Source organism: Aquitalea aquatica (assembly GCF_013911085.1).
Lineage (GTDB): Bacteria > Pseudomonadota > Gammaproteobacteria > Burkholderiales > Chromobacteriaceae > Aquitalea > Aquitalea aquatica.
In genome coordinates, this window is the sequence record NZ_JACERN010000047.1 from 75959 (window position 1) to 90102 (window position 14144).

Annotated in this window: 14 protein-coding genes; 4 read left to right on the plus strand and 10 right to left on the minus strand. The window is 61.2% G+C overall.

Features of this window, described 5'->3' with window-relative positions:
• Nucleotides 1-29: 29 nt before the first annotated feature.
• Together H2Z84_RS20960 and H2Z84_RS20965 are read right to left on the minus strand one after the other, a co-directional pair.
• Nucleotides 30-2516: an ABC transporter permease gene (locus H2Z84_RS20960; RefSeq protein WP_181837713.1), complete on the minus strand. Its 2487-nt coding sequence runs from the start codon at nucleotides 2514-2516 to the stop codon at nucleotides 30-32.
• Nucleotides 2513-3205, minus strand: coding sequence for an ABC transporter ATP-binding protein (locus H2Z84_RS20965; RefSeq protein ID WP_181837714.1), 693 nt, complete (start codon nucleotides 3203-3205; stop codon nucleotides 2513-2515). Before H2Z84_RS20965 ends, H2Z84_RS20960 begins: the two co-directional genes overlap by 4 nt.
• Between H2Z84_RS20965 and H2Z84_RS20970 the strand changes: the two genes are divergently transcribed.
• Nucleotides 3206-3805, plus strand: a complete 600-nt coding sequence (locus H2Z84_RS20970) for an arylesterase (protein WP_258869517.1) — start codon at nucleotides 3206-3208, stop codon at nucleotides 3803-3805.
• 5 nt (nucleotides 3806-3810) lie between these two features.
• Here the strand turns inward: H2Z84_RS20970 and H2Z84_RS20975 are convergent, their stop codons facing one another.
• From H2Z84_RS20975 to H2Z84_RS21005, 7 genes are all read right to left on the minus strand, one after another.
• Entirely contained in the window at nucleotides 3811-5067 is a 1257-nt protein-coding gene (locus tag H2Z84_RS20975; protein WP_181837715.1) for a GGDEF domain-containing protein, read from the minus strand.
• A complete protein-coding gene (locus H2Z84_RS20980) occupies nucleotides 5064-6203 on the minus strand; it encodes a GGDEF domain-containing protein (protein ID WP_181837716.1) in 1140 nt (379 codons plus the stop codon). Before H2Z84_RS20980 ends, H2Z84_RS20975 begins: the two co-directional genes overlap by 4 nt.
• Nucleotides 6204-6402: 199 nt before the next feature.
• Nucleotides 6403-7017 carry a peroxiredoxin gene (locus tag H2Z84_RS20985; protein WP_059287015.1) on the minus strand — a complete coding sequence of 205 codons (615 nt, stop codon included), beginning with the start codon at nucleotides 7015-7017 and terminating at the stop codon, nucleotides 6403-6405.
• Between the two features lie 233 nt (nucleotides 7018-7250).
• Entirely contained in the window at nucleotides 7251-7520 is a 270-nt protein-coding gene (locus tag H2Z84_RS20990) for a hypothetical protein (protein WP_181837717.1), read from the minus strand.
• Between the two features lie 115 nt (nucleotides 7521-7635).
• The gene (aspS, locus tag H2Z84_RS20995) at nucleotides 7636-9438 is read right to left on the minus strand and encodes an aspartate--tRNA ligase (RefSeq protein WP_181837718.1); all 1803 of its coding nucleotides are present in this window, start codon (nucleotides 9436-9438) and stop codon (nucleotides 7636-7638) included.
• Nucleotides 9439-9518: 80 nt separating this feature from the next.
• The gene (locus H2Z84_RS21000) at nucleotides 9519-10184 is read right to left on the minus strand and encodes a DUF502 domain-containing protein (RefSeq protein ID WP_103524082.1); all 666 of its coding nucleotides are present in this window, start codon (nucleotides 10182-10184) and stop codon (nucleotides 9519-9521) included.
• Between the two features lie 6 nt (nucleotides 10185-10190).
• Nucleotides 10191-10454 carry an FmdB family zinc ribbon protein gene (locus tag H2Z84_RS21005; RefSeq protein WP_181837719.1) on the minus strand — a complete coding sequence of 88 codons (264 nt, stop codon included), beginning with the start codon at nucleotides 10452-10454 and terminating at the stop codon, nucleotides 10191-10193.
• A gap of 271 nt (nucleotides 10455-10725) precedes the next feature.
• Here H2Z84_RS21005 and fabI point away from each other — a divergent pair, with 271 nt between their 5' ends.
• The 3 genes from fabI to H2Z84_RS21020 all read left to right on the plus strand — a co-directional run bounded on the left by fabI (nucleotide 10726) and on the right by H2Z84_RS21020 (nucleotide 13652).
• Nucleotides 10726-11502 carry an enoyl-ACP reductase FabI gene (gene fabI / locus H2Z84_RS21010; protein WP_181837720.1) on the plus strand — a complete coding sequence of 259 codons (777 nt, stop codon included), beginning with the start codon at nucleotides 10726-10728 and terminating at the stop codon, nucleotides 11500-11502.
• Between the two features lie 66 nt (nucleotides 11503-11568).
• The gene (locus H2Z84_RS21015; protein WP_181837721.1) at nucleotides 11569-12498 is read left to right on the plus strand and encodes a phosphate acetyltransferase; all 930 of its coding nucleotides are present in this window, start codon (nucleotides 11569-11571) and stop codon (nucleotides 12496-12498) included.
• The gene (locus H2Z84_RS21020; RefSeq protein WP_181837722.1) at nucleotides 12495-13652 is read left to right on the plus strand and encodes an acetate/propionate family kinase; all 1158 of its coding nucleotides are present in this window, start codon (nucleotides 12495-12497) and stop codon (nucleotides 13650-13652) included. The genes H2Z84_RS21015 and H2Z84_RS21020 overlap by 4 nt, the downstream gene beginning before the upstream one ends.
• A 112-nt stretch (nucleotides 13653-13764) precedes the next feature.
• On the opposite strand, the gene rpsT is transcribed toward H2Z84_RS21020, so the two are convergent.
• Nucleotides 13765-14028, minus strand: a complete 264-nt coding sequence (gene rpsT / locus H2Z84_RS21025; protein WP_045847229.1) for a 30S ribosomal protein S20 — start codon at nucleotides 14026-14028, stop codon at nucleotides 13765-13767.
• Nucleotides 14029-14144 lie beyond the last annotated feature (116 nt).

A 14144-nucleotide genomic window follows, 5' to 3' on the forward strand; every position in this document is an offset into this window, starting at 1 on the left:
GCTATCCTGCCCGCCTTGTTATGGGCTTACTAGCCGGCGCGTAAAATCGCCAGTGGCGAAGCGCGTGTTACCCGGCCAACCAGCGGCCAGCCCGCCAGTGTCACCACCGCCACACCGCAAGCCATGCCGATAGGCAGCAGCCAGATATTGATGCTAAACGGCAAATTGAACAGTTTGCCGGCGGCAAGACCGCCGATGCCCATGGCACCCAGCGCCGCCAGCAGGCCGGTAAACGCCCCCAGCCAGGCCAGCTCGGCCAATACCACGGCGCGCAGCTGCGACCGCGAGGCCCCCAAGGCGCGCATCAGCGCGATATCAGACAGCCGCTCGTCACGGGTGGCTGCCAGCGCCGCCCACAACACCAGCACACCGGCTGCCAGCGCCAGCACGAACATGGCTTCGATGGCGCGGGTGAGCTTGTCTACCATGGCGCGCACCTCGTCCAGAATAGCCGTAACGTCAATGATGGTGATATTGGGGAAGGCCGCCACCAGCCGATTGGCGAACTCCTCCTGCGTGCCATCCAGCCGGAAACTGCTGATCCAGCTAGCCGGCTGCTGCTGTAACAGCGAAGGCGGTGCCAGCACGAAGAAATTCACCCGGAAGCTGTCCCAGGCCACGGCGCGCAAGCTGGTGACGCGGGCGCGATAGGTGCTGCCGCCGATATCAAAGGCCAGCGTATCCCCCAGCCGGATGCCCAGCGTGCCGGCCAGCCCCTGCTCCACCGAAAACTGCGGCTTGGCCTTGCCCTGCCACCAGCTGCCGGCTACCAGCTGGTTGCCCTGCGGTAAATCATCACGCCACGACAGATTGAACTCGCGCTCGGCCAGACGGCGGGCCCGCTCGTCTTGCAGCGCGGAGGGACGCAGCGGCTTGTCGTTGATGGCAATCAGCCGGCCACGGATCATCGGCGACAGTTCCGGCTGCTGCAGCCCCGCCACGGCAAAGCGGTCGAGCAATGCCGCGCGCTGATTCTGCTGGATATTGATAACGAACTTGTTGGGCGCATCCGCCGGAATGCTGTGTTGCCAGGCGGCGATCAAATCGTCACGCACCACGGTCAGCGTCAGCAAGGCCATGATGCCCACCGCCAGCGCCACGATCTGCACGATGGCCAGCCAGGGGCGGCGCGCCAGATTGGCCACGCCGTAGCGCCAGCCGATGCGCGGCCCCGCCGGCAGCCGCCGCAACAGCCACAACATGCCCCAGGCCAGCGCAGCCACTCCGGCGAAAAAGGCGGTCATCCCGGCCAGCAGCCAGGCCGCCAGCACAGCATCGTCCATTTGCCAGGCGGCCAACGCCAACAAGGCCAGCACTGCGGCCAGCGGCGCCAGCAGATTGCTGCGCAACAACACCACATCGTTGCGCAGTACCGCCAGTGGCGAGACATTGCGAATGGCCAGCAGCGGCGGCAAGGCCAGGCCGGCCAGCAACAGCAGTGAAGAAGCCGGCCCCAGCAGCCAGCTATGCCAACCGGGGTCAGGCAGGACTTCCCCGACAAAACGGCTGCTTAGCTGCATCAGCCCCAGCTGCACGGCATAACCGGCCAGCGCTCCCAGTACGCCGCTGAGCAAGCCCAGCAGCAAGAACAGGCAGACAAACAGCCCCAATACCTCGGACGAGGTCAGCCCCATGCAGCGCAATACCGCCACCGGTTGCCAGTGGCGCGCCAGATAACGCCGTACCGCCAGTGCCACGGCAGCGGCCGCCAGCGCCACGGTGAGCATGGCGGTCAGACCAAGGAAACGGCGTGCCCGCTCCAGCGCCGTGCGTATTTCCGGGCGGGCTTCTTCCACATTTTCCAGCCGGCTGCCGGCCGGCAAATGCTGGCCCAGCCATTGGCGAAAGGCGCTGATCTGCTGGTCGTCCCCGGCCAGCATCAAACGCCAACGGGCGCGGCTGCCTTCCTGGATCAAGCCAGTAGCGGGCAGGTCGGCACTGTTGAACATCAGCCGTGGCACAAAGTTGTACAGGTCCATTGCCCCGTCCGGCTCGCGCAGGATTTCCCCGCTGAGCAGCAGCGAGGTATTGCCGACACTGATGCGCTCGCCCAGCTTCAGCCCCAGCTTGCGCAGCAGGCGGGCATCCGCCCATACCGTACCGGCAGCCGGGTGCAACACACCCTTGCTTGACTGTCCGTCTGCGCCGCGCAAGGTAATTTCACCGCGTAGCGGATAACTGTTGCTGACTGCCTTGTAGGTGGCCAGTGTCGCCTGCCCCTGGGCGAACACCATGGAGGGGAAACTGATATTGTCGGCCAGCTGCAGACCACGCCGTTGCGCCTCCTGGCGAATGGCCGGTGGTGCCGGCTGATTGCCGTTGAGTACCAGATCAGCCGCCAGCAACTGGGTGGCCTGGGTGGTTAGCGCGCGCTCGACCCGGTCGGAAAAAAAGCTCACGCTGGTCAGCGCCGTCACCGCCACCAGCAGCGCCAACGCCAGAATGGTCAGTTCGCCCGAAACGATTTCGCGTCGCACAAAGCGTGCGGCCAGCAGCAGACGGCTCCACCAGCTCATGCCCGCGCTCCGTTCAGGCGGCCATCCACCAGGCGGTAAATGGCATCGCAGCGGCTGGCCAGCTCGTTATCGTGGGTCACCAACACCAGCGAGGTGTGTTGTTCGCTATTGAGCTGGAACAGCAGGTCGATGATCTGACGGCCGGTAGCGGCATCCAGGTTGCCGGTTGGCTCATCGGCAAACAAAATGCCAGGATGGATGGCAAAAGCCCGCGCCAGTGCCACGCGCTGCTGCTCGCCGCCGGACAGGTGGCGCGGATAGTGCCGCAGCCGCTGCCCGAGGCCGACATGCGACAACATCTGGCTGGCGCTGTCGCGTGCGTCCTTGCGCCCAGCCAGTTCCAGCGGCAGCATGACGTTTTCCAGTGCGGTCAGCTGTGGCATCAGCTGGAAATTCTGGAAGACGAACCCCACCTTGTCTCTGCGCAACAACGCCCTGCCGTCTTCATTGAGCCCAGCCAGCGACTGGCCGAACAAGGCCACTTCTCCGCTGCTGGGCTGATCCAGTCCGGCCAGCAAGGACAGCAGGGTCGATTTGCCAGAGCCGGAAGCCCCGACGATGGCCACACTCTCGCCCGGGCCTACGCTCAGGCTGGCCGCATGCAGAATATTCAGCGGTTCGCCGTTAAACACTACCTGTTTGGCCAGATTCTGCGCCGACAGCACTGCCTTGTTATCGATTGGAGTCATATGCCTTCTGCAATGGTCTACATTGTTCGCGTTCTGTGTGCCGCCCTGCTGGCGCTGCCGGCCTCTGCCGCCACCATTCTGGTGATGGGGGACAGCCTGTCAGCAGGCTACGGACTGGCACCGGGCCAAGGCTGGGTCAGCCTGCTACAACAGGATCTGGAGCCACGACACCGGATTATCAATGCCAGCATCTCCGGAGAAACCAGCGATGGCGGCCTGGCACGGTTGCCGGAGGCACTGCGCCGCCATAAACCCGATATCGTGGTACTGGAGCTGGGTGCCAATGACGGCCTGCGCGGCCTGCCCATGTCCAGACTGCAGGACAATCTGCAGCAGATGGTGAATCTGTCGCGCCGGGCTGCAGCACGGGTGGTGCTGGTTGGCATGGCACTGCCCAGCAACTATGGCCCCCGCTACACTGCGGAGTTCCGCGCGGTATACGACAGTATCGCCAAACGCAACCAGCTGCCCTATGTACCGCTGCTGGTCGCCGGCTTTGCCACTGACATCAGCAAGTTTCAGCCTGACGGCCTGCACCCGGTGGCCAGCGCACAAGCCACCATGATGCACACGGTCAAGGCCAAACTGCCACTGAAATAACGCGCCTAGCCGCTACGGCTAAAGCGCTCCAGCGCCGGCGCGGCCAGCGTGCTGGCCAGACAGACCCGGTTGCGCCCCTGATGCTTGGCCGCATACAGGGCCATGTCGGCCAGTTGCAGGCTATGGTTGACCGGATCCCCCGGCCGGCAGGCCACCACCCCGGCTGACAAGGTCTGTTGCCAACTGGCAGGCAACGCTTCCCAGCGTGCCATGGCCAACGTCAGGCGAATGTCGTCCAGCATGCCAGCCAGATCGGCCTCGCCCAGCCTGGCGGCCAGAATGACAAACTCCTCACCGCCATAACGGAATAGCTCCAGCCCTGGTGGCAACAGGCGGGACAGCTCTTGCACCAGTTGCTGCAACACGGTGTCTCCCGCCTGATGGCCAAAGCTGTCATTGACCTGCTTGAAATGATCCAGATCCAGCATGGACAAGGCCCACACACGGCCGCTGGCTGTGCTGTCTGCCGCGTGGATATCCAGTTGCCGGCGCAAGGCACGCTGGTTATAGCAGCCAGTCAGGGCATCGCACTCCAGCAGCCGCTGGCGCTCGGCAATGGCCTCGGTCAGCGCTCTTTGCTGTTGCTCCAGCTGTTCACGCTTGACGGCAGATTGCACATGCAACTCCACCAGGCTTTGCATCATGCTCTGATTGTCATGCCGCAGTTTGACGGTATCGAACAGCGTGCGGTGGAAACGGCTGACAAAACGCCACTGCGCCGCCAGATACAGTAGCAAGCCAGCCAGGACCATCCACTCCAGCCGCTGGCCATGCGCCAGCAGACTGCACAGCGGATAGCCCCAGAACGCGACAAAGAACAGGGCGTGGATATCCCGACAAGCCGCCACCATGATGCAGAGCAAGGCAAAGATACCGGTCAGCCACAATAGCAGCAGCATGTGATACGGATTATCCAGTTGATGTGCGTCCATCACCCAGATAGCAGCCCCCCACAGCAGGCAATCGGCCAGCACGCAATCGCGCACCGCCGTGTAGTGCTGGAACACGCTGCCCGGATGCAGGTCGGCACGCCGAAAACGGCGAATCACCCACCACAGTCGCCACTCGACCAGGCCGAACAGCAGCAACCACACCGCCAGATGCAAGGGCAGCGCGTGCTGGTACATGAAGGCGACCAGAATGGCCACGCCGCAGATCACGGCCGGAATCGAGCGATAAGCGATGTCGATGAAGTAGCGCACCAAGTCCGCCTCTTCACGCCATCCGGCATCGTCCTGCGGCAATGCGAGCACAGGCTTCATGCACTGCCTTTCTCGGCCAGCGCCGCCGTCTGCTCCACCATCACGCGGTTGCGTCCCGCCCGTTTGGCGGCATAGAGCAAATTGTCGGCGCGATGAATCAGCTGTGCCAGGTCCAGCCCCGGCTGCCAGGCAACCAGGCCAATGGACAGCGTCACCGGCCGCTGCGGGGTCAAGTCTGACCAGTCGTGTTGCTGCAGCCGCAGCCGCATCTGCTCCAGCCGTGGCTGTGCCTGGGCCAGCTCCACACCGCTAAGCAGCAGCATGAACTCCTCCCCGCCATAGCGCCCCAGGCTGTCACTGCCGCGCAGGTCGGTCCCCAGCAACAGACAGGTCTGGCGCAGCACCTCATCGCCCACCAGATGGCCAAAATGATCATTGATGGCCTTGAAATGGTCCAAGTCCAGCATGGCCAGACAAAATGGCTGCCCCGACACACTGGCATGCTCGAGCAGTCGCTCGCCCTGCAACATGATGGCGCGCCGGCTGAGCGCGCCGGTCAGCGGATCATGTGCCACCAGTTCCTCCACCTTGACCAAGGCTTCGTCCAGCAAGCGCCCCTGCTCTTCCAGTTGCAGATTCACCGCTTCCAGTTGCTGCTGCTGCACACTCAGCTCGGTCAGCAACTGGCTGTTTTCATCGCGCGCAACAAAGCTGTCGCGAATGATGCGATGCAAGGGCCAGATCACCACCACCAATGCCACGCCGTACAACAGGCAGGACAAGGCGGCCAGATACAACACCGGCACGCCGCTGAGCAGCAGCTTGAGCATGGCCCCCAGCACCAACACCAGCAACGCCAGATAAAACAGGGGACGCACGCTGGAAAAATAGGCGGCATAGGCGGCGGCCACCGCCGCCAGCCACAGCAACACCAGCATCATATACAGCGGGTCGTTATCCCTGACCAGCCACCATGGCGCACTGCTCCACAGCAGGCTGATCAGCAGCGAATAACCACAGAAGCGGCGAAAATCGCGCTGGCTGATGGACTGGCTCAACAGGCTTTGGCGCAACAGACCGACGATCTGCTGCCGATAGCACAGCTGGCCACAGAATATACAACCCCACCAGCCAGCCACATTGGGCCAGGGGCTATGCATGAGCATGGTCAGCGCCAGCAGAGCTGCAGCAATCATGGAAAATGGCTGGGCATCACGCGTCAGGCTCAGGATATGTAGCCGGACGGCTGTTTCTACCTGAGGAGGAGACTGTTGCAAATGGGCCACCTATTTATATCTGTTTACTCAGGTATAGCAGGCCACACGCAAAAACCCCGCCTGAAAGCGGGGTTCACGTACCAACGCTGCCGTAATAACGGCAGGTCAAGCAGAACAATTACAGCTGAGCAGCGTTTTCTGCCAGGTAGGAAGCCACGCCGTCGGCGCTCGGCTTCATGCCCTTCTTGCCCTTGTTCCAGCCAGCCGGGCACACTTCGCCGTGCTCTTCGGTGAATTGCAGGGCATCGACCATGCGGATCATTTCGTCCACATTGCGGCCCAGCGGCAGGTTGTTAACCACCTGGTGCTGTACCACGCCAGCCTTGTCGATCAGGAAGGAGCCACGGAAGGCCACACCACCGTCGGCTTCCACGTCAAAAGCCTTGCACAGTTCGTGCTGGATGTCGGCCACCAGGGTGTAACCAACCTGGCCGATGCCACCCTTTTCCACCGGGGTGTTGCGCCATGCAGCGTGGGTGAACTGGCTGTCGATGGATACGCCAATCACTTCTACATTGCGGGCCTTGAATTCAGCCAGGCGGTGATCAAAGGCGATCAGCTCGGACGGGCAAACAAAAGTGAAATCCAGCGGATAGAAGAACACTACGGCGTATTTGCCGGCAGTGGCTTCCTGGAAGGAGTAGTTGTCAACAATCTGACCATCGCCCAGAACGGCGGAGAAGGTTTTTTCACCAGCGAAGAACGGTGCTTGCTTACCAACGAGTACGGCCATGCGGATCTCCTTGAGTTTCTTGATATGACAGCGTTTACGGTATCGGGCGATGCGAAAACGCTGCGGAATGCGGGGGCTTTATAAAACAGCCCGCCCGTGACCGGCAAATTGTAAATCCATATCGTGTCGATAAAGTTTCGCAATAGCCGGTTCGCCCTGCTGGCGATCTTTATTAGATGCGGGCGGCAGGCTGTGGTTTCAAGCTGTCCGACCCTTGCACCCGCCATGGAGCGTCAGGACTTTTCCTGCAGCCGGTGGCTGGCGCTGGCATCCAGCTCCAGGCCGTATACCTCTTTGAGCTGGCGGATGCGTGCCAGCGACTCTTCGCCAAAGGCCACCTTGCCATCAAAGGCATGCAGCACGATGCCTTCCAGCAGGTCGCCCAGGGTGATGTCGTGATACTCGGCCATGGCTTTCAATACCTTGAGCAGGCGCTTTTCGATTTTCACCCCGGTCTGGGTACGTTCTACCACGATGGCCTTGTTGTCAGCTTGCCGTGTCATTTTGCTCTCCTTGAATTAATTATAATTTTACATATGTACATAGATAATTTACAAGAAAAATAAAAACGGACACCGCAGTGTCCGTTTTCTGAGCACATGCCCAAAGCCATCAGGCTCAGGCTGCCGGCTCAGCCTTCTGGCGCAGACGCAGGTTCAGTTCGCGCAGCTGCTTGTCGTCCACTGCGTTCGGCGCATTGGTCAGCAGACACTGGGCACGCTGGGTCTTGGGGAAGGCAATCACGTCGCGGATGGACTCGGCACCAGCCATCAGGGTAACCAGACGGTCCAGACCGAAAGCCAGGCCACCGTGCGGCGGCGCGCCAAACTTCAGGTTGTCCAGCAAGAAGCCAAACTTGTTCTGTTGCTCTTCCGGGGTGATCTTCAGCGCGGCGAAGACCTTTTCCTGCACGTCGGCACGGTGGATACGCACCGAACCACCGCCGATTTCCCAGCCGTTCAGCACCATGTCGTAGGCACGCGCCAGGCAGGCAGCCGGGTCGGTGTCCATCAGGTCTTCATGGCCCGGTTTCGGGCTGGTGAACGGATGGTGGCAGGCAGTCCAGCGGTCGGCTTCTTCGTCGTGTTCGAACATCGGGAAATCCACCACCCACAGCGGACGCCATTCGCGCACAAAGTAACCATCCTTCTCACCACGCTCATGACCGATCTTGATACGCAGCGCGCCGATGGCTTCGTTCACCACCTTGGCCTTGTCAGCACCAAAGAAGATGATGTCGCCGTTGTCGGCACCGGTGCGCGCCATGATTTCTTCCAGCGCAGCCACCGACAGGAACTTGACGATGGGCGACTGCAGGCCGCTGGTTTCGTCGTTGGTGATCTTGCTCTTGTCGTTGACCTTGATATAGGCCAGACCCTTGGCACCGTAGATGCCGACAAACTGGGTGTACTCGTCGATTTCCTTGCGGGAAATGGCGGCACCACCCGGTACGCGCAAGGCCACTACGCGGCCGTTCGGCATATCGGCGGCACCACGGAAGACCTTGAATTCCTCGGTCTTCATCAGATCGGTCAGTTCGGTGAACTTGAGCGAGACACGCAGGTCCGGCTTGTCCGAGCCGTACAGGAACATGGCATCGCCGTAGGTCATGCGCGGGAACTTGCCCAGCTCGACATTCATCACATCGCGGAAGATTTCCTGCGCCATGTTTTCGGTGATGTCCATGATCTCGTCTTCGTTCAGGAACGAAGTTTCGATATCGATCTGGGTGAATTCAGGCTGACGGTCGGCACGCAGGTCTTCGTCGCGGAAGCACTTGGTGATCTGGTAGTAGCGGTCGAAACCGGCCACCATCAACAGCTGCTTGAACAGCTGCGGCGATTGCGGCAGCGCAAAGAATTCGCCCGGATGCACGCGGGACGGCACCAGGTAGTCGCGGGCGCCTTCCGGGGTGGAGCGGGTCAGCATCGGGGTTTCGATGTCGATGAAGCCCTGCTTGTCCAGGTGATTACGCACACCCATGGCCACGCGGTAGCGCAGACGCAGGTTCTTTTGCATCGGCGCACGACGCAGGTCGATCACACGGTTCAGCAGACGGACGTTTTCCGAGATGTTCTCGTCGTCGATCTGGAAAGGCGGGGTGGCGGCGCTGTTGAGGATTTCGATTTCCTTGGCCAGGATTTCGATTTCGCCGGAAATCATCTTGCTGTTGGCGGTGCCTGCCGGACGTTCGCGCACGATGCCGGTAATGGCCAGCACGAATTCGTTACGGCTGCTGTCGGCCAGCTTGAAGGCTTCCGGGGTGTCCGGATCAATCACCACCTGCACCAGGCCTTCGCGGTCGCGCAGGTCGATGAAGATTACACCACCGTGGTCGCGGCGACGGTGCGCCCAGCCTTTCACGGTAACGGTCTGGCCGAGGTATTTCTTGTCAATAAGTCCGCAGTAATCGGTACGCATCGGATAACCCTTGTCTTGAATTCGGTATTGGTAAGTCTGAATGTAGTTCAGTGCACTGCAGGGCCAGGCAGCATGGCAGCCTAGCCCTGGCGATTGAGTTCGTCGTTCAGGCGGGAGCGTTGCTCCTGCGGCGGCGGATTGGGTACCACCACCCCCATGGAGATCACGTATTTCAGCGCGTCGTCCACGCTCATGGTCAATTCACGCGTGTCCCGCTTGGGCACCATGATGAAATAGCCGGAAGTCGGATTCGGTGTGGTCGGCACATAGACGCTGACATGCTCTTCCTCACCCATTTCAGCCAGCACTTGCGGTGCCGGCGAACCGGTCTGGAAGGCTACCGTCCAGGCATCCTGATGCGGCCAGCGCACCAGCAGCGCCTTCTTGAAAGCCTGACCCGAGTCCGACAGCAGCGTGTCGCTGACCTGCTTGACGCTGTTGTAGATGGACTTGACGAAAGGCGTGCGCGACAGCAGCCCGTGCCAGAAATCCACCAGGCGCTGGCCCAGTACATTGGCCGCGAACATGCCGGTACCCAGCAGCATCAGAAAGGCAAACACCACCCCCAAGCCGGGTATGCGGAAGCCAAACAGCTGCTCCGGCCGCCACTCGTGCGGCAGCAGGTTCAGCGTCTGGTCCAGCGAACCGATGATCAGGTTCAGCACCCACAGGGTAATGCCCAGCGGCAGCCAGATCAGCAGGCCGGCCACCAGATAGCCCCGTACGGTCATTTTGATTTGTGTCATGGAGTGTTAAGCGCACCCGCCGCCGCAAGAACCATTGCCGCAGCTGTGGCCGCCACCACCCGCGCCGGAGCTGCCGGAAGAGGAGCTACCATTCTTGAAGTCGGTGGCATACCAGCCGGAACCCTTCAGCTGGAAGCCCGCAGCGGACAATTGCTTGTGATAGTCGGCACTGCCACAGGCCGGGCACTGGGCGATCGGCTCATCGCTCATTTTCTGCAGATGTTCCTTGGCTGCGCCACAGGCAGTACAGCGGTATTCGTAGATCGGCATATTTCACTCCAACCATCATGTAAATGGCATAAATGGCGTATTTTTGCTACAGTGCACAATACGCTTTTACTGCAGTGCACAATAAATGCGTGACTCTGACCTATGATGCAAAGTGCGGCCAGAGAAGGCAAACACAAGTAGCTTACCCGCAAACCTTCGATTATATCCGACTGTCGCCGCAATACAAAAATGCTGTTTTCACGCACTCGCAACATCGCGCTGCCAGGATGACATCGACCTACTCTAAAAAATGGTTTTACAAGAGGATTATATGGATAGCATCCGCAATATCATCAATGGCAAAAAAGGCCTGATTGTCGGCATCGCCAACGAAAACAGCATCGCCTACGGCTGCGCCAGCGTGCTGCGTGAGCTGGGGGCCGAAGTCGCCGTCACCTATCTGAACGCCAAGGCGGAAAAATACGTGCGCCCGCTGGCCGACAAACTGGAAGCCCCGCTGGTCATGCCGCTGGATGTGGAGCAGCCGGGCCAGATGCAACAAGTGTTCTCCGATATCGAGCAACACTGGGGCAAGCTGGACTTTGTCATTCACTCCATCGCCTTCTGCCCGATGGATGATCTGCATGGCCGTGTGGTCGACTGCTCGCGCGACGGTTTCCAGCAAGCCATGCATGTTTCCTGCTACTCCTTCGTGGAAATGGCCCGCCATGCCGAACCGCTGATGAAAGATGGCGGCTCGCTGATCACCATGAGCTACTACGGTGCTGACAAAGTGGTGGAAAACTACAACATGATGGGCCCGGTCAAGGCCGCGCTGGAAAGCGTGTCGCGCTATATGGCCAGCGAACTCGGCCCCAAGGGCATCCGCGTGCATGCGGTTTCTCCCGGCCCGCTCAAGACTCGCGCCGCCTCCGGCATTGCCCACTTCGACCAGCTGATCGACGACGCCATCGCCCGTGCACCGCAAAACAAGCTGGTGGATATCGAAGACGTGGGCATGACCTGCGCCTTCCTCATTTCCAATGCCGCCCGCAGCCTTACCGGCCAGACCATCTATGTCGATGGCGGCCATCACATCATGGCCTGATGCCACGGCGGCCAGCGCCTGCGCTGGCCAGCCTCCCCTATCCTGCTCGCGCCCCGGAGACCATCCATGACCCGCGATGACAAAGCATTTGACGACATCCTGCAACAAGCCACCAATCTGGGTCCGCTGCCCATGGCCGTGGCCCACCCCTGCAGCCGCGAAGCCTTGCTGGGTGCGGTAGAGGCAGCCGAACACGGCATTGCCACCCCCATCCTGATCGGCCCGCGCAGCCGGCTGAACAAGCTGGCGGAAGAACTGGATGTCGACCTTTCCCGCTACGAAGTGATCGACACCCCGCACAGCCATGCCTCCGCCGAAGAGGCAGTCAAGCTGGTGCGTGATGGCTATGCCGACATCCTGATGAAGGGCAGCCTGCACACCGACGAATTCATGAGCGAAGTACTGGCGCGCAATACCGGCATCCGCACCGACCGCCGTATCAGCCATGTGTTCATCATGAAGGTGGAAAGCTATCCGCGTTATCTGTTCATCACCGATGCCGCCATCAGCATCGAGCCCGACCTGATGACCAAGCGCGACATCTGCCAGAACGCCATCGACCTGACCCACGCCCTGGGCATTGCCTGCCCCAAGGTCGCCATTCTGGCAGCAGTGGAAACCATCAACCCAGCCATGCGCGCCACGCTGGATGCTGCCGCGCTGTGCAAGATGGCAGACCGTGGCCAGATCAAGGGTGCCCTGCTGGATGGCCCGCTGGCCTTCGACAATGCCATCTCGCACGAGGCCGCCGATACCAAGGGCATCGTGTCGCAAGTGGCCGGCGACCCGGACATCCTGCTGGTGCCTGACCTGGAATCGGGCAATATGCTGGCCAAGCAGCTGACCTATCTGGCGGCCGCGGCCTCCGCCGGCATCGTGATGGGCGCGCGCGTCCCCATCGTACTGACCAGCCGTGCCGAAGATGCCACCGGCCGCCTGGCCTCGGCCGCCGTGGCCAATGTGCTGGCGCACCGCCGTCGTGGGGCCAGCCAGTGATCAAGGCGCTGATTGCCGTCAACGCCGGCTCCTCCACCCTCAAGTTCCGCGCCTACGCCATGGATGGCGGCGCACTGCTGATGCGCGGCCTGATCGACCACTTTGGCCAGAAGCACACCAGCCTCAGCCTGCACGACACCCTGCACCAGCAACTGGAAGAACGCGAATTGGGTGATGACAGCCGCGAGGCTGCCGTTGCCGCCATGATCAACACCCTGGCCGACCACGGCATCGCGGTCGCCGCCGTGGTGCATCGGGTGGTGCATGGCGGCAGTCGCTTCCACGCAGTCACCCGGCTGGATGAGGACAGTTGCCAGGCACTAGAGGCATATATCCCGCTGGCCCCGCTACACCAGCCGGTCAGCCTGCAGGTGATCGAAGCGTTTCGCGCGCTCGACCCCGCGCTGCCGCAGCTGGCCTGCTTTGATACCGCCTTTCACGCAAGCCAGCCGGAAGTGGCTACCCGCTTCGGCATTGCCCGCCACTGGCACGACGAAGGCGTACGCCGCTACGGCTTTCACGGCCTGTCCTATGCCTCCATCACCCGCAAGCTGGCTAGCCTGGGGTTGGCCGATGCCATGGTAGCGGTGTGCCATCTGGGCAGTGGCTCCAGCGCCTGCGCCATCCAGCAAGGCCGCAGCGTGGCCTCCAGCATGGGGTTTTCTGCAGTAGATGGCCTGATGATGGGCACGCGACCGGGTTATCTGGACCCGGAAGTGGTGCTGTACTGGATGGAACACGAAGGCATGGGTGTGGGCGAGGTACGGCGCGAACTATACAAAAACTCCGGTCTGCTGGGGGTATCCGGTGGTGTGTCCGCCGACATGCGCGAACTGCTGGCCAGCAGCCTGCCGGCAGCGCGTGAGGCGGTGGAGCTGTTCTGCTATCGCATCGTGCGCGAGATCACCTCGCTGGCGGGAGCCATGAAGGGGCTGGACGCCATCATCTTTACCGCAGGCATTGGTGAGCATTCGGCTGAAGTACGCGGCCGCGTGTTGGGTCAACTGGGCTGGCTGGGCTTTGAAGCCGATCACGCCGCCAATCTGGCCCATGCACGGCAATTGACCAGCGCCGGCAGCCCGCATCACGCTTACGTACTGGCTACCGATGAAGAAGGGGAAATGGCCAGCCAGGCCTTTGCCCTGCTGGGCTGAAACACGGGTCGTGGCACTGGCGCAACAAAGCCGAGGCTAAGCTGGCCCGGAAAACACAAAAGGCCCCGCACTTGCGGGGCCTTTTTGCGTATTCGTCAGCGCTGGGCTGGGATCAGGCCATGGCCTTGATCTGAGCAGACAGACGGCTCTTATGACGAGCTGCCTTGTTCTTGTGGAACACGCCTTTGTCAGCGATACGGTCGATTACTTTGGTGGAAGCGTGGAACACAACCTTGGCCGCAGCCTTGTCACCACCTTCAATTGCCTTGAGCACTTTCTTTACTGCAGTACGGAACGCAGTACGCAGGCTGGCGTTATGCGCGCGCTGCTTAAGGGCTGTGCGTGCACGCTTGCGAGCTTGTGCGCTGTTAGCCATGAATCTTTCTCCTGATGAGCGGAATCTGAAACCCGCGATTCTAAGCCTTAAACTCAGGTTTTGCAACAATAAACCCGCCAGCGTAAACTAGCCGGCTTGCTCAACCCGCCCTCCCC